Consider the following 25954-nt stretch of genomic DNA (forward strand, 5'->3'; position numbering starts at 1 on the left):
CCTAAACCTGTTAACTTTACATACACTAAGACCTACTCCAAACCATGAAAAGAAGAAGTTTTATTAAAAAAACAGCACTGGGTACAGCCGGCCTGGGGCTCGCCGGCGGACTCTATACATGGCAGGTTGAGCCTTTCTGGTTAGAATTTGTTTACCGAAAAATGGCAGTAGCACACCTGCCCGATCACCTGGTTGGAAAAACACTTATGCAAATTAGTGATGTGCATGTAGGTAACCGTTTTGACTACCGCTATATTATCGATTCCTTTCAAAAGGCCCGGGCCCTTTCACCTGATTTTGTAGTCTATACGGGTGACTATGTAAATTATGAAAATGCAGAACAACACACTCAACTGGATGCTGTGTTACAATATGCCGTAAGAGGAAAAAAGGGCACAGCAGCCGTTTTGGGGAATCACGACTACGGATTGGACTGGGCAGAACAGCCGGTGGCCGACAAGATTACCCATCAATTAGAAAGTGCCGGCATACGAGTACTTAGCAATGAAATGGCTGCTTTTAACGGCCTTCATATTATTGGACTGGACGATTACTGGGCTCTGAATTTTCACCCTCAATCGGCTTTCAGAGATTATGACCCCTCAACTGCAGCCATAGCCTTGTGTCATAATCCTGATGTATGTGACCTGGATGTCTGGCAGGGCTACCAGGGATGGATCTTATCCGGCCATACCCATGGCGGGCAATGCAAGCCTCCTTTTCTTCCGCCTCCCATGCTCCCAGTAAAAAACAGTAGGTATTCGGCAGGAGAAATTGATCTTAACGATGGGAGAATGCTCTACATTAATAGGGCCCTGGGACACTTATGGCAGGTACGATTTAATGTACGGCCTGAAATTACGGTTTTTACCCTGGAGCGTAAAACCTGATTTTTTTCTCTTTATCTACAGGTAGTTTCACTACAACCATTTTAAAAACAGCTATATGACCCCCATGATTTTTTTCAGACTTGTTATTAAGGTCTTTGGCCTGTATGCCTTTATTAACAGCTTCTATACCTTTATTCCAAACATTCCGTACATAATTGATCTTGGTTACCATTTATCACTTTTAGGCATACCCTTTCTGCATTTTTTAATAGCATATTTATTTCTTTTTCAAACCGATCGTATTATTCGAATACTTAGACTGGAACGAGGCTTTGAAAATACTACCATTTCTATAGCAAAACCTGATGGAAATGACATTCTTAATGTAGCTGTTATCGTAATTGGAGGTTTGCTTTTAGTGAATAATATAGCACAGTTCATTCACTATTGCTATCTGGCCTTTAAAAAGGAAGTATCAGCGAATGGACTGGATGAAACGAGCGGGTATCTTTTAGATGAACCCCTGGATCATACCTGGTGGTTTATTTCCGGTGCCAATACGATTACAGGATTTATTCTCATTACCAATTACAGTAGAATTGCAAAATGGTTAAAAACCCATAATACATAATGCTAACGGAACATTGAAAATAAATTTTCCTAAAAATGTTTAATTATTTCAAATAAAAGTTAAACATTTTGTATTTTTATGCTTTCATTCACGATATTCAAGATCGATAACTCTATAAAAGGTAAAAAATGCTGGGATTATTTAAAAAGAAAACAGAAAAAGAAAAATTACAAGATCAATACACCAGGCTTTTAAAGGAAGCACATACCCTTTCCACAACTAACAGAAGGCTTAGCGATCAAAAAGTATTTGAAGCAGAAGAGATCATGAAAAAAATTGAACAATTAGATCAATGATCTCTGTCCGGATACCCTGATAAAGAAAATACCCAAAATAAATGACTGCAAAAGAAGAATTAACAGAACGAGCGCTGGACCGCGTTATTGAAATGGCCTGGGAGGACCGTACGCCTTTCGAGGCTATTCTTTTTCAGTTTGGTTTATCTGAAAAAACGGTTATTTCCCTAATGCGTGACCATCTTAAAGAATCGAGTTTTAAGCGTTGGCGAAAGAGGGTAAACAGCGGTGTGAGCCAAAAACATTTGAAAAAGCGAAACCCGGAAATTACCCGATTCAAATGTTCCAGGCAAAAAGCAATTTCCGGGAACAGGATCAGTAAACGATAATACCTTCAATTTCATAAATTGAAGCTATGAAGAAAATAACTCTAATATTCGCTCTCTTGACCATTACACCCACATATACTATTTTTGATTTTGGCGAAAACAAAAAAGCCGAAAACTGGATTATTGTAGATGATGTAGTTATGGGCGGACGCTCCTCCGGTAATTTCTATATTAATGAAAACGGGCACGGGGTTTTTGAAGGAAATGTATCCCTGGAGAATAATGGAGGATTCTCTTCTTTACGATATCAATTTAATAGAGTTTCTACACAACCCTACTCGAAAATAGTACTCAGAGTTAAAGGAGACGCAAAAAGGTATCAGTTCAGGATAAAAAATAATACTTCAGACTATTACTCCTACATTAGTTATTTTATGGCACCTGAACAATGGGAAACTATTGAAATACCTATGAACAACATGTATCCTACGTTTAGAGGACGCAAATTGAATATGCCTGACTTCTCAGGCAATAGTATAGAAGAAATCGCTTTTCTTATTGGTAATAAGAAAAACGAATCTTTCAAACTCGAAATTGATCATATTTTGCTTAAATAATTCAGCCCCTTTTACAGCGTTGTTTTCAAAAAGTAAACAAAAAATAATAACCATTTTTTCTTAAAAATACGGTATATGCATTTCACGCCAAATGCGCGTAACTTCTAAAGTCCATTGGTTCCCGTAGGTCTGTGTTTTAACCTTACAGAACTGGTTTTCTCCTGTTAAGATTCCTTTCTTTTTCATGAATTTACCTTGGTTTAAATTATTTGTGTATATTTGCTCTATATTTTTAGAGTTAATACTAAAGGAATAGAGTTTATGCAGTTAACCAAATCAGAAGAACAATTAATGAGGTATCTCTGGAAACTTGAAAAGTGCTTTTTCAAAGAGTTGAAAGAAGAATATCCCGATCCTAAACCTGCCACCACTACCATTAATACTTTTTTAAAAAAATTAATTGAAAAAGGATTTGTTAGTTACCAGTTACATGGTAACAGCCGGCAGTATTACGCATTGATAAGTAAGGAACAGTACTTCTCAGGGCAAATGAAAGGTCTGTTAAAAAACTTTTTTAACAACTCGGTTGAACAGTTCGGATCTTTCTTCACAAAAGAAATTGATATTTCAGATGAGGATCTTATCAAACTAAGAAAAATTGTAGATGACAAAATAAAATCAAAATCTAATGATTGAATACTTAATTGAGTCTACGCTTTGTTTTGCTATTTTTTATGTAGGCTTTCACGTTTTTTTTAAAAACACCACAAACTACAAAGCAAATCGCAGTATTCTTTTACTGGCGCTTGTCTTTTCAGTATTAGTTCCTCTATTGGCTATTCCCCTCGACACATCTTCGATTAGTGATATAGATCCAAAAAATCAGGTAATGGAAGTTTTATCGGTTTCCAGTTATCTCTCTGCCGAAAACACACTGGCATTACCAACCGTTAATCAGGATTTCATTAGTATGCCATTATTGCTTATCTCTATTTATTTCATAGTTAGTTTTGCACTGCTTATAAGATTTGGCTGGCATCTAAAAACACTTCTTGTAAAACAGTATCGATCTGAAAAAGTAAATTACAACGGTCATACGCTATCTTTAATTGAAGAAAATGTTCCTCCTTTTACCTTTTTCCAGTCCATCTTTATAAATAAAACAGATTTTAAAAGTGGTAAATTCAAAAAAGAACTCATCATTCATGAAATTGCCCATAAGCATCAATGGCACTCTATAGATATTGTATTTATAGAACTTTTACAAATCGTGTTTTGGTTCAATCCTTTTGTATACCTGTTCAAACAAAGAATAAAAATAAACCACGAATACCTCGCAGATCGTTTTGTTTTGCTCTGCGGTACCAGGTCTGCAGAGTATGCAGATCAACTGCTACAATACACTTTCCCTCATAAAGTAGCTGGTTTTGCCAGTGCTTTCAATAATCCTTTAACTATTAAAAACAGATTGATTATGATTTCAAAATTTCAGGAAAAACGTCCTAAAGCCTATCGTCTCCTTTTGCTTATACCTATTGCCGTTTTTTTATTTGTAAGTACTGCTTTTAACAAGGTCCATTTCTTTGACTATCCTCAATGGATACAAACTGAAAATGAACAACTTCTGGAAAGCCCGGGTACGGTTTATGCAGATTATTTATTTTGGTCCAAAGCCGATAATGAATTGTATTTAAAAGGAGCAAACGTTAGAATAAAACACGGTGAAAATGATTTTGTTCTAAATGGCAGAGCTTCCTATTTAGGAAAGGTACACTATTTTGTTTTTAATAACGAGCCGGCTTCTTATGATAATGCTATTAACGTTTCCGGTAAAAAATGTATAGTGGTGAAACTTAGCCCTGAAAATGCTCAAAAAAAATATGGCTCTAAAGGAAAACTGGGCGCCGTTGAAATTACGACCGTTTCCAAATAACGCCCGTAGATCATGAAACTACAAATGCATTTTTTTAAAATCTCAGTATGTATCCTTTTCAGCATTATATACTGGGCTCCCCTTGCGATCTATGCCCAAAATGATGTAGATTCCGTAAAAGTTACCGGGAAGTTAATATGGCGGGATACCGCCATTAAAGGATTTCCTAAAAAGGTAAAGATTATTTCACGCTATAACCCTTTGTTTGTTTCATCGGCTGAGGTTGATTCTTTGGGTAATTATTCTACTGTTTTACCTACAGATTCTTATATGATTGCACCGGCTGTTCCTTATCATTATTACGATGCATTCATTCGGATTGATACAAAGCAGTCTAAATTATTCTGCGAATTAAAAGATAATAAAGAAATGGTATTACCCGCTTTAAAGATCGATACGCTGGGGAAAACGGGATATATACCGGAAAAAGGGATCCTTCACGGTGATTTTACAACAGAGAAAATAAAAAAGATAGACGCTTTTGTAGAAACAACCATGGCCTATTATCATGTGCCTGGCGCTTCTCTGGCCGTTATTAAAAACGGGAACGTCATACATAATCGCGTTTACGGGGTTGAAAACTTCATTACACATGAACCGGTAAATGAAAATACTTTGTTTGAGGCCGGTTCTGTTACAAAACCTGTTTTTGCCTACGCTGTAATGCGCTTAGTAGAAAAGGGGATCATTGATCTGGATAAACCACTTTATGAATATCTGCCTTTTGAAGATGTAGCCCATGATGATCGTTACAAACGTATTACGGCAAGGCTGATATTAAGCCATCAAAGTGGTTTCCCAAATTGGGCAGAAAGAAATGATGATGGCCAGTTTGATCTTCTCTTCACTCCCGGAACTCAATTCGGGTATTCCGGTGAGGGTTTTGAGTATTTAAAAAGAGTGACAGAGCACGTCACTCAAAAAGATATAGGAACCATTCTAAAGGAGGAAGTACTGGTCCCGCTCAATTGGAACGATGTGTATTTTAAAACTACCGAAGAGGTAAAACAAAGAATATCCAACGGTCAGAGTCTCAAAGGATTTCCCAGTAGGAATAGCAGGGTAAAAAACCCTATGATGGCCTATAGCATGGTAGTAGAGGCCCAAAGTTTTGTGAATTTTGCTCTGGGATTACGAAACAGGAAAGGGTTGCGCTCAGATACCTATGATGAGATGCTAAAAATACATTCTACTGAGGAGGATGGCTTTCACTGGGGGCTGGGTTTACATTTGGAGGAAACAAATCTCGGAATAGCTTATGGACACAGCGGTTATATGCCCTCCAGTGGTTTTCTTTGTAATTTTATCTTTTTTCCGGAGTTAGATATGGGCTATGTAATGTTTACCAATAGTACCACTGGTTGGTGGCTCACTATTGAACTACTAAAAGAGTTTTTAATTACAGGTAAAGGCAATTCCTAACGAATCGGGGTTCATTGCTTTTTAAAGTACTACAAGGGGGTACATTTTTTAACAAAACTACCCCCTTTTTGTTCTGAAATCATGCCAATTAAGATTCTCTGCTGTTATCAGTTCCGGAAGTGAGGTATTCTATAACTGCTTCCAGAAAGTTAAAGATTTACTATCTTCGAGGTGTAAATTAGATAGAACATCGTAATCACCTCCGTTTTTAGTACATCATGAAAACAACATCAAATAGAACCCCGTTGTTGGGCTATTTTTCCATTCCAAAAATAAGTATCGTTATTACATTTCTTCTGGTTTTAGCCACTCAAAAGGCAGATGCCCAAACCGGAAAGGAAAGAGCTATTGAGGTTTCTGTGGGCTACGGACTCACCGCCGCTTATGACGATGTTGAAGCAGATGGTTCGGGTTTATATGTGCAGGGAGAATACGTTTTTGGGCTATCACGATGGTTTCAGTTAAGGCCGTACGCCGGTTATATAATTACCGGGGCCGATGAAGATGATACCTCGTCCAACGATCCGGACTTAAGGGCTACTACCAATGCATTTTTAGTTGGTGGTAAAGGGCGTGTTACGGCACCTATTCCCTGGGTGGCTCCTTATCTGGAAGCAGGTATTGGCGTTTCTTTTGGGTCATTTGAAACATCTACCGCTTCTATTGATATAGAAAAAAGTGGTGTTCTTTTACATATTCCCTTCTCTATTGGCTTGGAACTGGGGCGAAAACGCAACTTTGACATTGCATTTACATATTATTTCCACCCGTCTGCCGAGCAATTTGCCGGGGCCTTTGCATTTGGTGTTTCTTTCCCCATAGATCGTAACTAATCCTAAGATTACAAAAATCAGGGTTTGAAATCAGTTTGATCACTGTAATCAGAAAGTATAATAGACGTATTGGGGTGCCCGTATAGCGTAAGCCTGTCTATAAGCTCTTCCAACTGATGATTATCCTGTACGGCAGCTCTTAGCAGTACACAATGCTCACCTGTAACCTTCACACAGTCAAAAATCTCAGGAAACTCACTGAGCTTTGTTATAAACATACGGAACCTTTGTGCATCTGTTTTTAAAGCAATGTTTGCCTGAATAGGGTATCCTAATTTCATAAGATTCCATTGTGCTTTATAACCGGTAATACAACCGGCATCTTCCATTTTCTGAATACGTTCGGCTACAGAAGGAGCCGATAACCCTACTATTCTCCCTATTTCGGCATAAGAACTACGGGCATTATTACGTAAAACTTTTAATATTTTTCTATTTAAACCGTCCATCCTGTAAAAATTGCTATAATCAAAGCCAAAAATACTTTATTTCCTTCTAAACAAAGGCAAAAACTATATATTCTAAAGTAATTTTATGATATACAAAACCAGTACTTATGGATCATGAACTATTAAAAACAGGAAGCCGGGCCCTTAAAAAAGCTGCACTGAATGAAAACGCCAAAAGTTATATTCTCCAAAACAAAGTGCTTTTCGATACGTTGAAAAAAGCAGCCAACCGGTATATTGGCGGTGAGAACATAGAAGAAGCAGTCACTGTAATACAAAAACTCAATAAACAGGGGTTTACCGTCACAACCGACTTCATGGGAGAGAGTAAACGTAATGAAGGAGATGCGAATCTTGCGACCAAAGAGTTTATTGATCTGGCAGAAACCATACGTATAGGTAACCTTAATTCTTCCATTTCACTGGATCTTTCGCACATTGGTTTACTCGTTTCTAAAGAGCTCGCAGCAAAAAATCTTCATAGTATCTGTCAGCAAGCTAAAAAAGGTAACCGGGAAGTTATTATAAGTATGGAAGGAACAGACCGTACCGATGCTATACTGGATATATATAAAGAAGCATTGAAACAGCATAACAATCTGGGCATTACCCTTCAGGCTTATTTAAAGAGAACAAAAGATGATCTTAAGGAAGCACTGCAACTGCCGGGTAGCATACGAATGGTGAAAGGGGCCTTTTCTACGCCAGAAGGAGTTTCTTTGGCAAGAGGAGAAAAGCTGGATACTATATACCTAAACTATACAGAACAGTTACTGGCAAAAAATCACCCCTGTGCCATTGCCTCGCATGACGAAAAGATTTTTAAAAAAACCCGACAATTAATAGATCTTCACAAACCAACCAACTACGTATTGGAGCGTCTTCTGGGTATTGAAAACGAAACTCTGGAAATTTATAAGAATGCGGGGTATCGTTGCCGTATATACGTAGTATATGGAAAAGAATGGTATTTATATCTCTGTAACCGCTGGGCCGAGTACCCTCTTAATGTTTTAAGAGGTATTGCTGACATGGTTAACGAATAATTCTATTTGGGAAAAGTATATGAAAGAACGTCTGTATTTTTTATGTATCTGTAAAAAAACTAAAAACAGGATTGACCGTATGCTTTACAAAAGTGAAGCAAACGGATGAAGATAGATCTTGCTATGCTTATTTATATTTGTTGTGATCTAAATTATAGTGCCTGTCTAATTTTAAGTTTGATTTTTGTTTGTGCAAAAAATATTCTTAGAAGTTTTAAACGCATATCAAATCGCCAGCGGGGGATCTGAGGATGTTCCATATGCTCACTTACCATGATAATGGCTACGACCAGCATTCCCGGGTTATGCCCCTGAGGTAAAAGCATGGGGAACAACATTAAGGCCCAACCGGAACACACACACCATACCCCATGTTTTAATCCAAAAGCTAATGCATCTCTATGAGCCGCCCAGCCAAACGCGGCCAGAACTCCATGATCGTGTCCGCGATTTAAAAACCTCTGTTTTATGGGTGAAAACTGCCATATTATGGCAATTACCCCTACCAACACTGCCGGAACAAATGAATTGGGTAATATAAGGTTTGACCCTAATATAACGACATTCATAAAAAACCCAACAACGCCCCAAATCAATGCGTACCCCAATATAAACAACAGTGCCGACTTAAAACGCTGACGCTTAAAACTACGTTCATAGATGTACTGAATGGGTATTATTAGTTTAGGAAGCATCATGGCAAACACCATTAGCATCCAGCCTGTCATCATGTTTGAAACAGGGTTCATTTCCAGTAACATCTCAAGAGAAGCTTCAGAAGGTCCTAAGGTGGTTACCGCACAATGCTCCACTGTCATAATATTGCCGGGATTAAACCATAATAATATCCATAATATCACACTTATGGCCAGAATTACCATAGTGATAGCATAATTAAGACGTCTGGTATTTTTCATATGTTTTGTTGTTCACGATAAATACTTACGCGCCCTACTACGATCTTTTGAGTGCCGGGAATGGCATTCTCAGGAAAGATCTTCACATCTATGGAATCTATATCAAGTGTATTCGTAAGATGCAGGTCATCAAAAATATTGGTAATATTGAAAATAAACGTAAGACCCTCACCGCCATGGTGGCCATCTTTCTTAGAGGCATTTCTAAGTCCAAAAAGAGCTACGTGTCCGGCAAGTCTGTCATTTACAGTAACTGTTAACATATTGGCATCCATAGCACCCTTTACATTTTCAATTTGAAGATAGATCTCATCAGGAACATTTAACTCAGAAGCTTTCATAAAAGTGTTTCGCATTACGTTAAATGCGCTCCTATCAAACTTCACATTGGTCTTTATCCCTGATGATTCCAATTCTAACGGTTCCTGATTGGCCCCTATTAATTCTGATTTACCTCCTGTGTCCATATGCATTTCTTTTGATACCCTCGCCGGTTCTACTCCAAATTTAGTTAACCTTGCAGTAAGTGCTTGATCAAAGTCTAATTCCTTAGCTAAGGTAAGATCATCATACACATAATCCAACTGGCTAAGACTGTTTACATCGGCCGGGGTAAATACCCACGAGTTCCCGTTGGCCATAGGCATTACAAATTCTCTTTCTCCGGATGCTGCCGGACCTTCCAGCCAGTTAGTTTCGGTAGGATTTTGATTTCCGGCAGCATTCCATGCGGCCCACATACGGTCTATATTGCAATGATGCAAATAGAATATGGGATCAAGTGCTGCCGTTTCAGGATATGCCATAATACCATAGTCCTCGCCATTAGGTGTGCCTCCCACCTGCATGTGTACCATATTATGCGGATTACTTTCTAAATTACCACTTACATTTCCCGAATGACTAAAGCGAGTAGCAGGACCTCCATAACCGGGTTTGGGAGTAGCCCTATTGCTTCCGGTATAAATGGTATTGCTTTGACACGCACCTGATATTGGGGGAATTTTGATAAATATATTACCATCTCCGTCAGGTCCGTATCGGGCGGTAACGTACAAAGGATTTGCGCTACCGTCCGGCAAAGTTTTTTCAGCAAAAGCAGGAGGCATTTTATACTGATTCCCGGAACCAAGATAATTCCAGTAAGGTAATGCCCAGTCGGCTGGTCCTCCCAGGCTTATTACTACTGAACGAATTTGATCTTCTAGAGCAATAAGATAGCCACGATGCCAGGGTGGGAAATACCAGCTTTGGTGCTGGCACTGGTTCCAAAATGTATCCTGAACAGACCGGGGAGGAACCGGGCTGGTGGGTACGTTAGGAGGTGGAGGGATCTCTCCCCATCCCGGAAATGTACTTTCTTCTATTTCCTCTCCATGAATAGCGGCAAAGAACCACCAACTGTTTTGATCGTTTAATTGCCTGGACTGCATCTCTTTTACTCCTTTTGCATACCACAAAAGATCAGGGTTGTCAAATGTACCCTGTTGATTCCATGCATTTTTTCTTTGAAATTTAGCCATTGTATTATTTTTAATTAGTTTTAATTGCAAGGTTTTACACCTAACACTGTTTGGTAGCTTTTTTAATTATTTAATTTAACCTTAATGGTGGTCAGTAGTTCTGAAAACAAGACAAAGGCTTGACTTAACTATATCTTCGCTCCTCCGAAAACCAGTATAACCATAACTCAATTAACAGACTAAAAGCCTGCTTACCGTAGTACTATTTTCTGTAAACATAGAAACACCCCTAGTATTACTTACTGTTTGTGTTTTAGCGCTTCTAAATGTAAGAAATTTCTAATTTGTAACCAATAACTTCTTTAAATCATAAGTTTTTTTACACTGTTTGTGCTTATTGTGTTTTTTGTGAAGTGTATAGCAGTTGGCAGAGGTTTATTTATATTTATAGATCAACCCAAAATCAAAAGGGGTCCACAGGCAGGATCTTAAACCGCTTTTTTTGAAAATGGTATTTACCCATGAATTACAGGTATTAAAACAGGAATACTTACCTACGGCTTTATAAAAGTCATCATTTTCTGTATAACCTTTTCCTTTTAAAAGCATCTTATCTCCATTGACTTTGGTATTGAATGACTGAAGGATCAATTCATTTATTCTGGCTAATTCTGATTTGCTTACTTTGACCTCGATCCAATGTGTTTGGAGGTTACGGTAACGGGTTAAATGGATGAGACTGGAGCCTCTTAAGAACAAGGCATTAAATGCATTTGCAAATGTGAGATCAGACCACGTGGGTGTGTTTAAATAAAAATCTTCATGCCCCCAGCCAAATGAGAAAAAATTATCAGACGGAAAATGAGCAAGTCCTTTTATTAAAGGTTGAGAGACATCCTTTTTTTCCAGAATAATATGCAAATGCACGCCATTGGTACTCAGGTATATTCTTTCAGTTTTATTAACAGCCGTATAAGATGTATTTACCGGTATAAAAGTAAGTATTAAAGAGACGGCCAGGTAAATAGCAGGAATGGCCAGTACTAACATTAGTACCTTAAGAACCTTCTTAATAATTTTGATTATTGAATATGTTTTCTTAACCATTTACCGACCTCTTTTTCAAAGGGTTACTTATAGTAGTGCCAACGGTATATGCAAACGTATTAATGGCTCCCAGCCGTTATTGTTGTTTTTACTTTTAACAGGCATATTTTTGATGTTTTTTATCATACATATAACCTATTTTTCATTTTATGAATGCCCGGTGAAGTAATTGTATATTTGATATATAAACAACCCTATCCCTACTAATACCAGATACCAGTTCACTGCTTTGTAAAAGGCAGCAAACTGTTTATACTTTCGCGAAAGTGTAATTATAAAAACAATAGGAATTAATGCCAGCACCTGCCCTACTTCAACACCTAAGTTAAAACACAGGATTTTTACTAGAAATTGCTCGCTACCCATATCAAACGATTGTAATCGTGTGGAGAGTCCGAAGCCGTGTATCAATCCGAAAAGACCTACCATGAGCAGTAAATTTGGAGATGCTATCTTCAATTTTTCAAAACCGCCCAAATTCTCAAACCCTTTGTACAAAACACTCAGGGCGATGACCGCATCTACCAGGTGTTCATTTGCCGTGATTCCAGTGTAAGTAGCGCCTATCAGGGTAATACAATGTCCTATGGTAAACACGGTAATGAACGTCAAAATGTCCTTAAAGCTGTTCAAATAGAATATAACACCGGCCAGAAAAAGTAAGTGATCGTAACCGGTGAGCATGTGCATTGCACCCACTTGAATATACGCCCATAAACCACCATTGCGTAAGATCTCCTGGTCAGCACTTGTAACGTCATGAGCAGATGCTAAAAGCGGAACGAATAATAACAACAGTGAAAGCGCCTGCTTTAAATTCACGTGCATTGTCAGTTCTTTTTTCTAAAGATAAAAAATAACAATCCTATGATCAGTAAACTACCCAGTATAAAGATCCAGGCAGGAAAACTGTCTTCTTGATCATGGTCATGTGTATGTGTAGTAGCATCATGCTTATGGCTCACTTCAAAGGTGAGTGTCGCCCATTTAGATCGATGCGTTAATTCATCGCTATTTGTAACTTGGGTCATGTAAATGGTACGTAGATAGTAAATACCGTCTTCTGGCAGATCTACAATGACCATACCTTGATCATTGGTACGTAATTTTTGACCACTGATATGTGAATGTGCTTCCTCTGTCTGCGATTTGTGAGAATGGTTGTGCTCACCGTCTGTATGTGTGTTATCATGCGAGTGTTCTTTTCCATCATGCTCATGGCTGTGATCGCTATGTGAATGAGCGTTAGTATTTTTGATATAGTCAGCATAGACCAGTTGGTTGGATAACGGCTTACCATCTAGCAGTAACTGTACTTCCAGCTTTTCACCACTATATTTTTCATAAGGATTTGCTTGTGGAACCAACTCGATAGGATAGCCTAATACGGTACTCCAGTCGTTTGTTTTGATATCACCTACCTGGTAGATAGCTTTTACATGTTTTTGATAACTCTCAACTGCATCTTGATCTAATAAACTATCCTTTGTGCGTTTTTCAAGCATGTCTAAAACACCATCGTGCTCTAAGTAACTGTTAAATTTTTCAGCGGTGAGTTCTATGTTCCTTGCTTTGGTAGAGACACCTACCACATAGGTCCCTGCTTCACCGGTTTTAAAAGTTAAGTGTGTAATGGTGCTGTCTTGGTCTTTCCATTGATCCGGATCGATAACTACTCTTTTCCCTTTAGCGATAACAGAAGCGTCTAGTATGCGATCGCGAGCGATCCTGTTTTCGCTCTTTTCAAACGTCCCATTGTACAGGCTCAAGGTCGCTTCCTGATCAGGCTGTAAGAAATAAGTTTCCATTTTTATATACAGATCGTGACTGCATAATAATATAAGGGCCAATAGTAGGTAAAAGGATTTACGCATAAATTGAAACTTTAGCTTCAAATATACAAAGAAAGCATGCTAATGATTATGTATTAGGAGGTAAAATTCGCTCTCGATGGTCATTCCAAAACCTGCTTTTCTTATTAATCTAAAAATGATCGATTTTTTAAACAGTCTGAAAATCAGAGAAGCTTTCAAGAATTTTTGTTCAATTTCAACTGTTTTTAAAGAATTAAAAGTAATTTCAATTTAATTATATACTAAATTGTAGAATAAATAAAACTTTATTTCTACATTTGTTCTATAATTAGGTATCATATATATTTTTATTTTGATTTTCAAATAGTTACATCATATTAGATTTTTTTAGAATGAAAGAAACACGTTTAGGAGAGTTTGAGGAGATCATACTTTTATTGGTTGGCATTCTTGATGATGACGCCTACACCCTGAAGATTGCAGAAAGGTTTGAATCGGAAACAGGAAAAGGGGTCTCTATTGGCGCGACCCACTCTACTTTAGACAGGCTTTGTAAAAAAGGCTTTTTGACCTCGAAGTTGAGTGAGCCAACGGCAGTACGGGGAGGACGCAGAAAAAGAATATATACTATTTCAGCGAGCGGTCAAAAAGCACTTGCTGCATCAAGAGAACTCAGGACCTCTCTTTGGAAGCAATATCCGGCATTTACAAAATTTGGATTTAAGTAAAATAGTCAAAATGTCTGATAAAAAAGGTACACCCCCTCAACTACCCAGAAGACTTCTGGACTGGATTATAAGAGATGATCTGGTCGAAGAAATATTAGGCGATCTGGAAGAAAGATTCCATAAAGATACTACAAGAAAATCTTCTTTTCGGGCCAAAATTAATTACTGGTACCAGACTATGAATTACCTAAGACCTTTTGCAATTCAAAAATCAAAATTATTCACAGTAATGGATAACAGTTTATATAAGCTTCACTTTAAGATTTTCTTTCGAAACGCTATAAGGCAGAAAAGCACTTTTTTTATAAAGATCATTGGGCTTTCAACCGGGTTGGCATGTGTAATGTTAATAGCTCTTTGGGTTTTTGACGAACTTAGTATGGATAAATTCCATGAAAATGATACACGATTGTACCAGATAATTGAAACTCCTGAAATTGATGGTTACAGGATAGAGAACCCAAGTACAGCAGGGTTGGTAGGAGAAACACTGGCGCAGGAGTTTCCGGAAATTCAGAACAGTACCAGTGTAAAAACGATCAAAGATCTCTTGTTCTCCTATAAAGATATCCATCTTAAAGCTCATGGATTATTTACAGACCCGAGTTTTTTTGATGTATTTACCTTTAAACTTGCTCAGGGTGACAAAAAGAACATACTCCCCACTAAAAACTCGGTTTTACTATCAGAAGCTCTGGCCACAAGACTTTTTGGAAGTACCAACAATGTAATTGGCAAAGTCATACAGCTTTATGAAAACAGGCCATTCAGGGTCACAGGAATTTTGGAAAAAGTGCCTAATAACTCCTCTATTAAATTCGATTTTGTTTTACCCTTCGAATTATTTAAAGAGATATCTCCCAATTCGTTAAACTGGGATTATAATACGACCAATGTGTATGTGGTGTTGAAAGAAGGCACCAATATGGTAGATTTTAATGCCAAGATAAAAGATTTTATAAGCACAAAGACCGAGGCAAATGGTAGGCTGCTTTCAACACGATTATTTTCCGATAATTATCTGTATGACAAATTTCAGAATAGAGAGGAAAAGTCAGGGAGAATAACCTATGTACGGCTTTTTTCGCTGATCGCTTTTTTAATTCTGATAATTGCATGTATCAATTTTATGAATCTTTCCACTGCAAACGCATCGCGAAGGCTTAAGGAAATCGGTATTAAAAAAGTCATAGGATCAAAACGAAACTCTTTAGTGTCACAATACCTAATGGAATCGCTTTCAACTACCATTATTTCCTCAGTGTTGGCCCTGCTTATCGTAGTATTGTTACTGCCTCAGTTTAATACTCTTGCTTCGAAGGAAATGGAACTAAGCTTCAAGCTGGAATATGTATGGTTCTTAGGAGTAATTGTATTGGTTACGGGTCTTTTGGCAGGTAGCTATCCTGCCTTTTATCTCTCGAGACTCAATACCATAAATACATTAAAAGGAAAACTCAAAACATCTTTTGGAGAAGTATTTGCACGCAGGGGTCTTGTAATATTTCAATTTACCATTTCCACAATCTTGATTCTTTCTGTCTTTGTCGTTTATACACAGTTAGAATTTGCCCAAAAAAAGAATTTGGGTTATGACAAAGATAACCTTGTCTATTTTGATATGGACCCGAAAATCAGACAAAATTTACATACATACCTATCGGCCTTAGAACAACTTCAGGGAGTAAAGTCGGCAAGTAGCATTTCTACTAATATCGTAGGTGGGAACAATACCAACAACCGTTTAAAATGGCCCGGGCAAACACCAGATAAACAGGAAGTATTTCAGGTACGTCCTGTAAATTATGGAATGATAGAGACTTTGGATATTGGTATTCTTGAAGGAAGATCATTTTCAAAAGACTACGGGGCAGAGGAGTCAAAGATCATCTTTAATCAGACTGCAATCAATGCTATGGGACTCAAGGATCCCATTGGTAAAACAGTTTCTATAGAGAATGCGGTTTTTGAAATTGTGGGCATTACCAAAGATTTTCATTTTGCAACTATACACGAAGAGATCAAACCTATGTTCTTCGTTCTGAGACCAGAATGGACCCGCACCATCATGGTTAAGATACAGGCAGGTAAAGAAAAAATAGCTTTAAATAATCTTCAGGACTTTTACGAACAGTACAGTCCCGGAATGGATTTCAATTACAAGTTTCTTGATGAAACTTACGCCTCACAATATGTTTCAGAACAACGGGTCTCTACCCTGGCCAGATATTTTGCCGGACTCGCTATTTTAATTTCCTGTCTGGGTTTGTTTGGACTGGCCATCTTTAATGCAGAAAGGAGAAAAAAAGAGATCAGTATACGTAAGGTACTTGGTCAAAGCGCTACCCGCATTACTATTATGTTAGCCAGTGAATTTGCCAAACCTGTCTTAATCTCCATTATAATAGCGCTTCCAATAGCTTACTTTTTGATAAAAAACTGGCTTTCCAGTTTTGCCTATCGCATTCCATTATATATGTGGTATTTTCTGGCTGCCGGGTTTATAATCCTAACGGTAGCTATGTTAACCGTTGGAGGACAGGCAATAAAAGCGGCAAACAATAATCCGGTTGACGGGCTAAGAAATAATTAAATAATCGTGTAAGTACATTATACTTTTAATATACATTACTCTTCACTAAAAGCAAAAAGTTCTCTTAAAAACGTAAATTTTCCAAGAGAACTTTTCTGCTATCATGTATGGGGGTGGTAGTATAAACTCCATTCATTATGACATTGAGTATGGCTCAGGCAGGTCTAACACGGGTACCCTTTGTGTTCTTTTTATTTACCATTTATCCTTGGAAGAACTGTTTTATTACTGGTCTTATTCTCGATATTGTTCCATAATGATCATCTGGCATTTGCCAGTGACCGTGATGACATGGCAAAAACAGTATAGCTTTTTAGTTATACAAGTCTATACCTTAACAGCCTCAATGCATTTATGACCACTACCAAAGTAGAGCCTTCGTGAATAGCTACGGCGATTCCTATATTAGCCCACCCCATAATTGTAGAGGGTATAAAGAGGGCAACAATCCCAAGACTTATCCATAAATTTTGCTTTATGATGGATTTGGCAATTCTGCTTAAACCAATGGCAAAAGGCAAAGTTTCCAGTTTATCTGCCATTAATGCAATGTCTGCAGTTTCCAGTGCCACATCACTACCTGCGGCTCCCATAGCAATGCCTACCGTACTGTTTGCTATAGCAGGGGCGTCGTTTACCCCATCACCTATCATGGCTATCTTTTTTTCTTGTTGTGCCAGTTGCTTTATGGCTTCAACTTTTTCTTCCGGGAGTAAACTTCCCCTGGCTTCGGTCAATCCTATTTCTTTAGCCACGGCATCTGCTACTTTTTGGTTATCACCCGTAAGCATTATCATTTTTTTAATGCCTATTTTTTTTAACCGTACTAAAGTCTCTTTTGCTTTTTCCCTTGGTGTATCCATAAGCCCCAACATGCCCATGAATTCATGGCCACGTTTCATCAGCATTGTTGTCTTTCCTTCGCCTTCTAACGAACGTACTTTTTTAACCACCTCATCGGGAATACCATTGTCTGTATTTTCAAACAGTTCCAGATTACCTATATAAACGGATTCGCCCTGATATACTGCTTTTATTCCTTTTCCATGTACGGCTTCTATATGACTCGCATTTGGGATATCCAAACCAGGAGATAGTTGCATTCTTCCATCTCTAACTACTGCTTTAGCTAACGGATGGTCACTTAATTCTTCAACGGCAATGGCCACTTTCAGCAGGTCTTCATTTGTGGTATTTCCAAAACTAATAACATCGGTCAATTTTGGTTTTCCTTCTGTAAGGGTCCCTGTTTTATCAAATGCCAAAGCAGTTAAAGTACCTAAGTCTTCTAATGGGCGGCCTCCTTTTATCAAAACCCCTCCACGGGCTGCTCTGGCTACGCCACTAAGTACTGCCGATGGTGTTGAAATGGCCAATGCACAGGGGCTTGCAGCGACTAAAACTGCTAAGGAACGGTATAAGCTTTCACTCCAGGTTTCGTCAATTACCAGAAAAGCAAAATTGAGTAGGATGACTAACAGGATAACCGAAGGCACAAAGATCTTTTCAAATTTATCGGTCAACAATTGCGTAGGCGATTTTTGTTCTTGTGCATTCTGGACCATGGTAACCAATCTGCTCAGGGTAGAATCCTGGGCTTCCTTGATTACTTTAACCTCCAAAACATTATTTCCATTTATGGTTCCTGAAAAAACACGACTTTCTTTGGGGATATTGTTATGATTCTCATAGTTTTTATGAGGATCTTCAATGGCTTTTTTATCTACAGGAACACTTTCGCCGGTAATAGGTGCCTGATTGATGCTACTTGCCCCTTTGACAATAATACCATCTGCCGAAATTTTGCTGTTGGGACGAATAACAATGATATCACCAATTTTTAATGTCTCAATAGCTACTTCTTCGGTTTTCTCCCCTTTTTTTAACAATGCGGTTTTAGGGGCTAGATCGGTAAGGGCGGCAATGGATTTTTTTGCTTTTCCCATAGCATAATTTTCTAAGGCATGGCCCAAACTAAAAAGGAACAACAACAAGGCACCTTCTGCCCATTCTCCCAAATAAGCTGCTCCTGCCGCTGCTACAAGCATTAGAAAATCGATTTCAAATTCTCCTTTTGAAATTTTTGTAATGGCTTCTTTTAAAGTAAAATACCCTCCAAAAAAATAAGCAGAAAGGTAGAGGCCAAAAGGAAGGTTATCTGGAATACTTGCATATATTTCCAGTAGATATCCTATCAATAAACAAGTTCCACTTAAAATTGCAAAGTAGAGTTCTGTATCCTTCCCAAAAATACCTCCGTGGGCATGATGATGTCCATCTTCTTTATGATGTTTTTCGTTTCCCTTCATTATTTCCTTTTGTTTTAATCCATATTACATTTTTCACAAATCCCTTTTACGGTTAGGTTCATGTCTTCTGAGACATACCCTTTTGGAAGGTTAATTTGTGGGATTTTATAGTCAGTTAAGCAAACCGTTTCCTGGCATTTGTTGCATCTAAAATGTAAATGCAGATCATTATTTTCCCTAGAGGTAAAATAGTCTTCACAAATAGCATATTTTATGATACCCGTACCATCTTCTATCGAGTGCACGATACCCTTTTCTTCAAATGTTTTTATAGTGCGAAAAAGCGTACTTCGCTCTGAGGTTTTAAAATCTGTTTCCAATTCACCCAAGCTTATGGCATTTTCTCTTTTTGCCAATAACTTATAGACCAACAATCGCATTGCTGTTGGGCGAACCCCTTTATTTTCAAGTATTTTTGCTATTTCTTCCATTTTTTTAACGAATTATTTCTAATGATCTCAAAAATCCCTAATGTTTTGTTATGCTCTATATCGGTTTTTAAAAGGGTTTGTTGTTTATTTTCCAATGGGAAGATGTCGAACAGACCCTAACTAACCAATCAAAATCAATTTTAATATTTTATCAATGACTATGCGATGTTTCACCTTTTTGCATTTCTGATATCAGGTAATACGCATTATTAAATACAACCTGTGTGTTTTCCGGAAGTGGCTGCAATAACTTTATTTCTACCCAACCATCTTCGGTTATTCCTGTACGAATTTCAATAGGCTTTAACTCCCACTCGACTTCTCCGTTTTCCATATGTTTTTGTGCTGTAAAAATAAAAGGCTTTCCATCTTCTTCTATAATGGCATCTTCTGGTAAAGCCGTTACTGGTTCGGCACCAACCCTGATCTTTCCATTTATGTACATCCCTGGAATCAGGAAGTCCTCTTTATTGTCTATTTCGGCGTGAACGTGCACTGCTTTGGGGTTCTGCTCAAATTGCTTCCCTACGGAATAGATCTCACCCGAAAGATTACTGCCAGGAACCGATTCCAACGTAAAAGAAATTTTTTGTCCCTTTTTTACTTTATGTATGTCTTTTTCAAAAACCATCAGATCGGCATGTATATGCTCATTATCCACAATCATGAACATAGGGGTTTGGGATGCCACGTACTGCCCAATTTGAACAGTTACCTTTTCAATATAGCCATCAATAGGGCTTGTTACAGGAACATATTCGTAAATTTCACCGTTCCTGATTTTTGAAGTATTTATATTCAATTGACGTAACTGCGATTCATAGCCTTTTACCTCTGCTTTGATAGATCGATACTCCGATTGTGTTTGCTGGAAAGTTTTTCCAGAACCTACCTTTTCCTCATACAATCGTTTTTGGCGTTCGTATTCTTTTTCTAAAAACTGCATGCTGTTATAGGTTTTGATATAATTGGTCTGGATTTGGGCAAGATCAGGATGAGAAAGATAGGCCAGGGTCTGCCCTTTACGCACTTTATCACCTTCTATGACTTTAATGCTGCTTACGTTACCACCCAAAATAGCGGTTACCGTGGCTTCATATTGAGGGGGCACCTCCAATTGTCCGTTGGCTTTTACCACACCTGAAAGCGACTTTGTTGGTAAAGCACCTACTTTAATTCCCAAGCTATTGAATTTTAGCTCGGATAGATGCACTGCTTCACCTTCTTCTTCAGAACTCTCTTCATTTTCTTCGTGTTCCTCTCCTTCTTTATGGTCATGGGTTTCTTCTGTTTTTGAGGCTTCCTCCCCTACTGCTTGTTCTGTTCCTTCCTTGCAGCCCGTAAAAATGGCAAGCACAAGCGATACTATTAAAAATTTTATGATTTGTATTTTGATCTTATTGTTCATCTTAAGTTTATTTAGAATTTTTCAGGTAATATTCCAATTGGTAACGACTGTCTAAGTAACTGTTGAAGGCTTCCCAACCGTTTACTTCAATACGAATGACGTCCCTTATATTCTGTAAGAAAGCTACATAGTCGATGGCCCCTTCTTTAAAGGCCAATATGGAACCTCTTTGCTGTTCTTTGGCCAATGGAAGCGCTTTATCCCTGTAATAGTTCCACGAGTTTTGCCACTTCATAAAATCTTCCCGCATATTGTCGTAGGCCGTTTTTACTTTTAGTTTTTCGGTATAAAAATTCTCTTCGGCTATTTTTTTATCAATTTTCGCCCTTTGGGCCCTTCCCAGTTCAGGTCCAAAAAACAAAGGTATTTGTATGCCTACCTGATATTGATAAAACCCTGATTCTCCGTTGATTTGTTGCCTGCCGTATTGTGCCTGGAACTTTGGCAGGAACTCAGATCTTTGCACTTTGGTAAGTGTATGGGCAACGTTAATTTCCTGCTTAGAGGTTTGCAGTAGCGGATGATTTTCCAGGGATATCGTTGTAAGATCAAACGGAACTTCTAAAGATGCTAATGAGACGTTTGGCACACTGTATAAAGTGTCATTTACAAACCATTGGTTTAATTGTTGCAAAGCTTTATTGTATTCCCTAAATGCCTGTTCTTTTTGGATCTTGACCTCATTGGCTTGATTGGATGTGGCCAAATACTCCAGATTGGAAGAAGCTTCTGTCTCATACCTGATCCTGGCCGCTCTCTGGATATCCTGAAAAACGGAATCCATTTGTTTATAAACCAGATACGTCTTCCTTTTTGTATATACATTTGCCCAAGACCTGCTTACTTCTCGTTCTATTTCCAAGGCAGTTAGGTTCACAAGGTTTTCTGCTAAATTGATACGTTCCTTTTGCAACTTTAATTTGGGAGCAATACCAAACACATTAATGTCCTGCTGCTGTACCCCAATGGTATTAGATATGCCTTTGTCGCCATTGCCAACCTCTTCCTTTCCTGTAAATACTTGGGTATTTCCAAAATCAAAGGCTGTTTTTCGCATCGCTTTCTCTACTTCGATTCCGAGCTTTGCTGCTTTTAATCCTGGATAGTTGGCAAGGGCCATTTCCCTGGCTTTTTCCAGACTTATAGTTGGCAGACTATCCTGTAGAATCGTTTTGTTTTCTTGTATGCTTTCCTGGGCAGAAGCTGGAATGGAAAAACCCAATACGCATCCTATGATCAAGATAGTGGTTATCGCTTGTGGTTTTAGTGACGAAAACTTCTTCCGGTCTTTGTTCTCTCTCCTCTTTTCGATGAATGTATATAAAATTGGAAGTACAACAAGTGTCAATAAGGTAGCCGTCAACATACCTCCAATGACCACGGTTGCCAATGGTCGTTGTACTTCGGCACCGGCCGATGATGAAAATGCCATGGGCATAAAACCTAAAATATCTGTAGTCGCTGTTAACATAATTGGTCGTATTCTTTCTTTAGTTCCTGTTATTATTCTTTCCCGTATGTTGGTCATGCCCTCTTCCTTTAATGAATTAAATCGGTTTATAAGTACCAATCCGTTCAGTACGGCAACCCCAAACAACACTATAAATCCGACCCCTGCCGAAATACTGAATGGCATATCCCGTAACCACAAGGCAAATATGCCGCCAATGGCTGCCAGTGGAATAGCGATGTATATCATTATGGATTGGGAAAAAGATTTTAAGGCAAAGTATAAGAGCACAAAGATCAAGAACAGTGCTATGGGCACTACGATGGTCAATCGCTCTTTGGCGCGTACCAGATTTTCAAACTCTCCTCCGTAGGTAATATAATAGCCTGGAGGCAGGTCTAGCTCGGCATCCAATTTCTGTTGAATATCAGTTACTACCGATTCCACATCACGCCCTCTTGCATTTATGCCCACGTAGGTCCTTCGAAAGGTGTTGTCGCGGGATATCTGCATAGGTCCCGGTACATAACTTATGTCTGCCACTTCTTTGATGGGCACCTGGGTGCCGTTGTCCAGATCAACATACAGAGAGCGCAGGTCTTCGATACTTTTTCGATGTTCCTCATCAAACCGGATAACCATATCAAAGCGTTTTTCCCCTTCAAAAATAACTCCAGCACTACCACCCGCGAATGCGGCACTTATATAATCGTTTACTTTTTCAATATCAAGCCCGTATTGAGCCATCTTTTTTCGGTTGTACCTCACGGTCATCTGTGGCAGCCCTGATGTTCGCTCTGGGTTGACATCTCCCACACCTGGAACGGTTTGGATAATGGCTGCCATTTCCTCGGCTTTTTGGGAAAGCACCCCTAGATCTTCACCATATAGTTTTACGGCAACATCTTCCCGTACTCCCGTTAACAATTCGTTGAAACGCAATTCTACAGGTTGGCTAAATACCAGGTTTACGCCTGTAAGTTCACTGTCCAGTTTATCCTTGATCTTATCGATGAGTTCCTCTTTTGAACTCGCAGAGCTCCATTTGTCCATATCCTTTTCCAGGATGATGAACATATCGGCAATATCCATTGGCATGGGGTCGGTAGGAATATCGGCAACCCCTATTCTCGCCACGGCAGTTTTTACCTCTGGAAAGTTATCGATAAGGATACTTTCAATCTTGTTCGATACATCTATCGCCTCTGTCAATCCTGTTCCCGGGCGTAACAACGCTTGCATGGCAAGGTCGCCCTCATCCAATTGGGGAACAAATTCGCCTCCCATCCTTGAGAATACAAATCCTGAAACCAGTAATAAAGCCACAGCAGCCCCCACAACCAGGTTCTTTGTTTTTAATGCAGCCTTTAATATTGGCAAGTAGGCTTTTTGAATGCTTCCTATAATTTTATCACTGATTCTTTCCAGCCAGCTTTCAAATTTCCCGAACCAATTGTTTTTGTTCTTAACGGGTTTCATAAATAAAGCGGACATCATGGGAACATAGGTCAGACAGAGGAAAATAGCCCCTAGCATGGCAAACCCAAATGTGAATGCCATAGGGCGGAACATCTTTCCTTCAACTCCTGTTAGAAAAAGAATAGGGGCAAAAACAATAAGAATGATGATCTGCCCAAAAAATGCAGAGCCCATCATCGTACTTCCTGCATCATAGGCAACCTTATCCATTATCTCCTGATTGAATTTGAGTTTTCCGGAACGTATCCGTTTTTGGATTTCATAGACTGTGCCTTCAATAATGATCACCGCACCATCTATTATGATCCCAAAATCAATGGCTCCCAAACTCATCAGGTTTGCCCAGACACCAAACTGTCTCATCAGGATAAAGGCAAAGAGTAGTGACAACGGTATTGTGGTAGCAGTTATCAATCCTCCCCTTAAACTTCCCAATAAAAAGACCAGGGCAAAGATGACGATAAGTGCTCCCTCCAAAAGATTTTGTGTAACAGTGCTTGTAGTACGCTCTATAAGGTTGCTTCTATCCAAAAAGGGTTTGATTTCCAATCCTTCAGGCAGTGATTTTTCAACTTTTTGCATTCTTTCCTGAACATTGGCAATGACCTTATTGGGATTGGCTCCTTTCATCATCAACACCATTCCACCAACGGCTTCACGTCCATCCTGGGTAAAGGCCCCGTAACGGACCTGACTCCCAAATTGTACTTTTTCGGCTATATCGGCAATAGTGATCGGCAGCCCGTTTTCATTTTTTATGGAGATGGCCTTAATATTGTCCAGGGACCTTATCAATCCTTCCCCTCTTATGAAGTTTGCCATTTTGCTTTTTTCGATATAGGCACCCCCTGTATTGACATTGTTCCTTTCCAGAGCGGCAAATACCTCAGATATGGAAACACCCATGGCATTGAGCTTTTCGGGGTTTATGGCTATTTCGTATTGTTTTATGTTTCCTCCAAAAGAATTGACTTCCACAACACCATCTAACAGGGTCATTTGGCGTTTTACGATCCAATCCTGAATGGTACGTAAATCGGTAGGGGTGTACTTATTTTCAAAGCCCTCTTTTGGCTTGATGGTATATTGGTATATTTCTCCCAATCCGGTGGTAATTGGCCCCATAGAAGGGCTTCCAAATTTTTCCGGGATGCTTTCCCTGACCTCGTTCAGTTTCTCCTGTACCAATTGTCTGGGTTTGTAAATGCCCATGTCATCATCGAAGACGATGGTTACTACGGAAAGTCCAAAACGGGAAACGGAACGGATTTCGGTCACATTCGGCAAGTTGCCCATCGCCAATTCTACGGGATAGGTCACGAATTGTTCAATGTCTTCTGTGGCAAGGTTCTTAGATACCGTAATGACCTGTACCTGGTTGTTCGTGATATCTGGCACCGATCCCAGATTTACGGTGAACATGGACCAAATACCGGTTACGATAAGAGCCAGGGTCAGCAGTCCAACAATAAATTTATTATTAATGGAGAACGCAATGATTTTATTGATCATTAGAAAGAAAATTTAACTCAGTTAAACTTTTCGATAGAAAGTGCATATAACAAAATCAACGAAATGAAAATATTGGCCTATCAGGATAGGTCTGAAAAGGATATAGTTATCCTAAAAACTGAATTAAACTTGTGGTGGTTGTAATAAGGAATGGGTGAACTCTTTGCCCACGTTATCGAAATGGATACAAGGTTCCATAGAAATATCCATCATTATTGGCTCAAAACCTGGAAGCCCAAAATCTAAGATATGTACATGACAGCAATGACATGTGCAAAACGGAGTACATAGGTCTAAAGCCCCCTTTTCAGAATGGTCTAAGTCCATGTCCATAGCAACTTCCATTTGAGCTATATCATCAGGAAAGTCTGTATCATTACAAGGTTGCAAATTAAGTGCAAGGATGTAAAAAGATAATATGAGTGCTGCTATTTTCACAAAACAAAAATACAAAATTAATAATGCACAGGCTGTGCA

The 25954-nt window shown here is 38.7% G+C and carries 24 protein-coding genes; 12 read left to right on the plus strand and 12 right to left on the minus strand.

Translation table 11 applies throughout. From position 1 onward, the window contains the following. The first annotated feature begins 44 nt into the window (after positions 1-44). The 5 genes from WAO84_RS14075 to WAO84_RS14095 all read left to right on the plus strand — a co-directional run bounded on the left by WAO84_RS14075 (position 45) and on the right by WAO84_RS14095 (position 2643). Complete coding sequence (locus WAO84_RS14075) at positions 45-890, plus strand: metallophosphoesterase (protein ID WP_340066582.1); 846 nt, start codon at positions 45-47, stop codon at positions 888-890. A 55-nt stretch (positions 891-945) separates the two neighbouring features. Continuing rightward, positions 946-1461 carry a hypothetical protein gene (locus tag WAO84_RS14080; RefSeq protein WP_340066583.1) on the plus strand — a complete coding sequence of 172 codons (516 nt, stop codon included), beginning with the start codon at positions 946-948 and terminating at the stop codon, positions 1459-1461. A 128-nt stretch (positions 1462-1589) separates the two neighbouring features. Then, positions 1590-1757, plus strand: coding sequence for a Lacal_2735 family protein (locus WAO84_RS14085; protein WP_340066584.1), 168 nt, complete (start codon positions 1590-1592; stop codon positions 1755-1757). Positions 1758-1798: 41 nt separating this feature from the next. Beyond that, the gene (locus WAO84_RS14090) at positions 1799-2086 is read left to right on the plus strand and encodes a TIGR03643 family protein (protein WP_340066586.1); all 288 of its coding nucleotides are present in this window, start codon (positions 1799-1801) and stop codon (positions 2084-2086) included. Between the two features lie 26 nt (positions 2087-2112). Next, positions 2113-2643 (plus strand): CIA30 family protein, encoded by a 531-nt coding sequence (locus tag WAO84_RS14095; RefSeq protein ID WP_340066587.1) that lies wholly within the window; start codon positions 2113-2115, stop codon positions 2641-2643. Between the two features lie 60 nt (positions 2644-2703). On the opposite strand, the gene WAO84_RS14100 is transcribed toward WAO84_RS14095, so the two are convergent. After that, positions 2704-2829, minus strand: a complete 126-nt coding sequence (locus WAO84_RS14100; protein WP_340066589.1) for a hypothetical protein — start codon at positions 2827-2829, stop codon at positions 2704-2706. Between the two features lie 75 nt (positions 2830-2904). Here WAO84_RS14100 and WAO84_RS14105 point away from each other — a divergent pair, with 75 nt between their 5' ends. The 4 genes from WAO84_RS14105 to WAO84_RS14120 all read left to right on the plus strand — a co-directional run bounded on the left by WAO84_RS14105 (position 2905) and on the right by WAO84_RS14120 (position 6771). Further along, the gene (locus WAO84_RS14105; protein WP_340066590.1) at positions 2905-3279 is read left to right on the plus strand and encodes a BlaI/MecI/CopY family transcriptional regulator; all 375 of its coding nucleotides are present in this window, start codon (positions 2905-2907) and stop codon (positions 3277-3279) included. After that, a complete protein-coding gene (locus WAO84_RS14110) occupies positions 3272-4516 on the plus strand; it encodes a M56 family metallopeptidase (RefSeq protein WP_340066592.1) in 1245 nt (414 codons plus the stop codon). The genes WAO84_RS14105 and WAO84_RS14110 overlap by 8 nt, the downstream gene beginning before the upstream one ends. A 12-nt stretch (positions 4517-4528) precedes the next feature. Then, positions 4529-5938, plus strand: coding sequence for a serine hydrolase domain-containing protein (locus WAO84_RS14115; protein ID WP_340066593.1), 1410 nt, complete (start codon positions 4529-4531; stop codon positions 5936-5938). Between the two features lie 218 nt (positions 5939-6156). Further along, the gene (locus WAO84_RS14120; RefSeq protein ID WP_340066594.1) at positions 6157-6771 is read left to right on the plus strand and encodes an outer membrane beta-barrel protein; all 615 of its coding nucleotides are present in this window, start codon (positions 6157-6159) and stop codon (positions 6769-6771) included. 17 nt (positions 6772-6788) lie between these two features. On the opposite strand, the gene WAO84_RS14125 is transcribed toward WAO84_RS14120, so the two are convergent. Then, positions 6789-7220, minus strand: coding sequence for an Lrp/AsnC family transcriptional regulator (locus WAO84_RS14125; protein ID WP_340066595.1), 432 nt, complete (start codon positions 7218-7220; stop codon positions 6789-6791). Positions 7221-7327: 107 nt separating this feature from the next. On the opposite strand from WAO84_RS14125, the gene WAO84_RS14130 reads away from it, so the two are divergent. After that, positions 7328-8266 carry a proline dehydrogenase family protein gene (locus WAO84_RS14130; protein ID WP_340066596.1) on the plus strand — a complete coding sequence of 313 codons (939 nt, stop codon included), beginning with the start codon at positions 7328-7330 and terminating at the stop codon, positions 8264-8266. Between the two features lie 152 nt (positions 8267-8418). On the opposite strand, the gene WAO84_RS14135 is transcribed toward WAO84_RS14130, so the two are convergent. The 5 genes from WAO84_RS14135 to WAO84_RS14155 all read right to left on the minus strand — a co-directional run bounded on the left by WAO84_RS14135 (position 8419) and on the right by WAO84_RS14155 (position 13627). Further along, positions 8419-9183 (minus strand): copper chaperone, encoded by a 765-nt coding sequence (locus WAO84_RS14135; RefSeq protein ID WP_340066597.1) that lies wholly within the window; start codon positions 9181-9183, stop codon positions 8419-8421. Then, complete coding sequence (locus WAO84_RS14140; protein WP_340066599.1) at positions 9180-10706, minus strand: tyrosinase family protein; 1527 nt, start codon at positions 10704-10706, stop codon at positions 9180-9182. Before WAO84_RS14140 ends, WAO84_RS14135 begins: the two co-directional genes overlap by 4 nt. Positions 10707-11081: 375 nt before the next feature. Further along, positions 11082-11753, minus strand: coding sequence for a DUF2459 domain-containing protein (locus WAO84_RS14145; protein ID WP_340066600.1), 672 nt, complete (start codon positions 11751-11753; stop codon positions 11082-11084). A 147-nt stretch (positions 11754-11900) separates the two neighbouring features. Continuing rightward, entirely contained in the window at positions 11901-12581 is a 681-nt protein-coding gene (locus tag WAO84_RS14150; protein WP_340066601.1) for a HupE/UreJ family protein, read from the minus strand. 2 nt (positions 12582-12583) lie between these two features. Beyond that, positions 12584-13627, minus strand: a complete 1044-nt coding sequence (locus WAO84_RS14155) for a DUF4198 domain-containing protein (RefSeq protein WP_340066602.1) — start codon at positions 13625-13627, stop codon at positions 12584-12586. 332 nt (positions 13628-13959) lie between these two features. Between WAO84_RS14155 and WAO84_RS14160 the strand changes: the two genes are divergently transcribed. Next, a complete protein-coding gene (locus tag WAO84_RS14160; RefSeq protein WP_340066603.1) occupies positions 13960-14295 on the plus strand; it encodes a PadR family transcriptional regulator in 336 nt (111 codons plus the stop codon). A 10-nt stretch (positions 14296-14305) separates the two neighbouring features. Then, the gene (locus tag WAO84_RS14165; protein WP_340066604.1) at positions 14306-16888 is read left to right on the plus strand and encodes an ABC transporter permease; all 2583 of its coding nucleotides are present in this window, start codon (positions 14306-14308) and stop codon (positions 16886-16888) included. 317 nt (positions 16889-17205) lie between these two features. Here the strand turns inward: WAO84_RS14165 and WAO84_RS14170 are convergent, their stop codons facing one another. From WAO84_RS14170 to WAO84_RS14190, 5 genes are all read right to left on the minus strand, one after another. Next, a complete protein-coding gene (locus tag WAO84_RS14170) occupies positions 17206-19197 on the minus strand; it encodes a heavy metal translocating P-type ATPase (RefSeq protein WP_340066606.1) in 1992 nt (663 codons plus the stop codon). A gap of 14 nt (positions 19198-19211) precedes the next feature. Next, on the minus strand, positions 19212-19628 hold the full coding sequence (locus WAO84_RS14175) for a Fur family transcriptional regulator (RefSeq protein WP_340066607.1): 417 nt from the start codon (positions 19626-19628) through the stop codon (positions 19212-19214). A 151-nt stretch (positions 19629-19779) separates the two neighbouring features. Beyond that, positions 19780-21036 (minus strand): efflux RND transporter periplasmic adaptor subunit, encoded by a 1257-nt coding sequence (locus WAO84_RS14180; RefSeq protein ID WP_340066608.1) that lies wholly within the window; start codon positions 21034-21036, stop codon positions 19780-19782. Positions 21037-21043: 7 nt separating this feature from the next. Next, positions 21044-25477: a CusA/CzcA family heavy metal efflux RND transporter gene (locus WAO84_RS14185; protein ID WP_340066609.1), complete on the minus strand. Its 4434-nt coding sequence runs from the start codon at positions 25475-25477 to the stop codon at positions 21044-21046. Between the two features lie 123 nt (positions 25478-25600). Beyond that, positions 25601-25915 carry a DUF6660 family protein gene (locus WAO84_RS14190; protein ID WP_340066610.1) on the minus strand — a complete coding sequence of 105 codons (315 nt, stop codon included), beginning with the start codon at positions 25913-25915 and terminating at the stop codon, positions 25601-25603. Positions 25916-25954 lie beyond the last annotated feature (39 nt).

This window comes from Ascidiimonas aurantiaca, from assembly GCF_037646345.1.
Lineage (GTDB): Bacteria > Bacteroidota > Bacteroidia > Flavobacteriales > Flavobacteriaceae > Ascidiimonas > Ascidiimonas aurantiaca.

Excerpts from the sequence above, each read along its gene's own strand:
- WAO84_RS14130 (WP_340066596.1), top strand. The coding sequence starts at position 7,328 with ATGGATCATGAACTATTAAAAACAGGAAGCCGGGCCCTTAAAAAAGCT.
- WAO84_RS14180 (WP_340066608.1), bottom strand. The coding sequence starts at position 21,036 with ATGAACAATAAGATCAAAATACAAATCATAAAATTTTTAATAGTATCG.
- WAO84_RS14175 (WP_340066607.1), bottom strand. The coding sequence starts at position 19,628 with ATGGAAGAAATAGCAAAAATACTTGAAAATAAAGGGGTTCGCCCAACA.
- WAO84_RS14135 (WP_340066597.1), bottom strand. The coding sequence starts at position 9,183 with ATGAAAAATACCAGACGTCTTAATTATGCTATCACTATGGTAATTCTG.
- WAO84_RS14105 (WP_340066590.1), top strand. The coding sequence starts at position 2,905 with ATGCAGTTAACCAAATCAGAAGAACAATTAATGAGGTATCTCTGGAAA.
- WAO84_RS14100 (WP_340066589.1), bottom strand. The coding sequence starts at position 2,829 with ATGAAAAAGAAAGGAATCTTAACAGGAGAAAACCAGTTCTGTAAGGTT.
- WAO84_RS14145 (WP_340066600.1), bottom strand. The coding sequence starts at position 11,753 with ATGGTTAAGAAAACATATTCAATAATCAAAATTATTAAGAAGGTTCTT.
- WAO84_RS14165 (WP_340066604.1), top strand. The coding sequence starts at position 14,306 with ATGTCTGATAAAAAAGGTACACCCCCTCAACTACCCAGAAGACTTCTG.
- WAO84_RS14080 (WP_340066583.1), top strand. The coding sequence starts at position 946 with ATGACCCCCATGATTTTTTTCAGACTTGTTATTAAGGTCTTTGGCCTG.
- WAO84_RS14095 (WP_340066587.1), top strand. The coding sequence starts at position 2,113 with ATGAAGAAAATAACTCTAATATTCGCTCTCTTGACCATTACACCCACA.
- WAO84_RS14115 (WP_340066593.1), top strand. The coding sequence starts at position 4,529 with ATGAAACTACAAATGCATTTTTTTAAAATCTCAGTATGTATCCTTTTC.
- WAO84_RS14170 (WP_340066606.1), bottom strand. The coding sequence starts at position 19,197 with ATGAAGGGAAACGAAAAACATCATAAAGAAGATGGACATCATCATGCC.
- WAO84_RS14120 (WP_340066594.1), top strand. The coding sequence starts at position 6,157 with ATGAAAACAACATCAAATAGAACCCCGTTGTTGGGCTATTTTTCCATT.
- WAO84_RS14090 (WP_340066586.1), top strand. The coding sequence starts at position 1,799 with ATGACTGCAAAAGAAGAATTAACAGAACGAGCGCTGGACCGCGTTATT.
- WAO84_RS14125 (WP_340066595.1), bottom strand. The coding sequence starts at position 7,220 with ATGGACGGTTTAAATAGAAAAATATTAAAAGTTTTACGTAATAATGCC.
- WAO84_RS14085 (WP_340066584.1), top strand. The coding sequence starts at position 1,590 with ATGCTGGGATTATTTAAAAAGAAAACAGAAAAAGAAAAATTACAAGAT.
- WAO84_RS14160 (WP_340066603.1), top strand. The coding sequence starts at position 13,960 with ATGAAAGAAACACGTTTAGGAGAGTTTGAGGAGATCATACTTTTATTG.
- WAO84_RS14155 (WP_340066602.1), bottom strand. The coding sequence starts at position 13,627 with ATGCGTAAATCCTTTTACCTACTATTGGCCCTTATATTATTATGCAGT.
- WAO84_RS14075 (WP_340066582.1), top strand. The coding sequence starts at position 45 with ATGAAAAGAAGAAGTTTTATTAAAAAAACAGCACTGGGTACAGCCGGC.
- WAO84_RS14140 (WP_340066599.1), bottom strand. The coding sequence starts at position 10,706 with ATGGCTAAATTTCAAAGAAAAAATGCATGGAATCAACAGGGTACATTT.
- WAO84_RS14110 (WP_340066592.1), top strand. The coding sequence starts at position 3,272 with ATGATTGAATACTTAATTGAGTCTACGCTTTGTTTTGCTATTTTTTAT.
- WAO84_RS14185 (WP_340066609.1), bottom strand. The coding sequence starts at position 25,477 with ATGATCAATAAAATCATTGCGTTCTCCATTAATAATAAATTTATTGTT.
- WAO84_RS14150 (WP_340066601.1), bottom strand. The coding sequence starts at position 12,581 with ATGCACGTGAATTTAAAGCAGGCGCTTTCACTGTTGTTATTATTCGTT.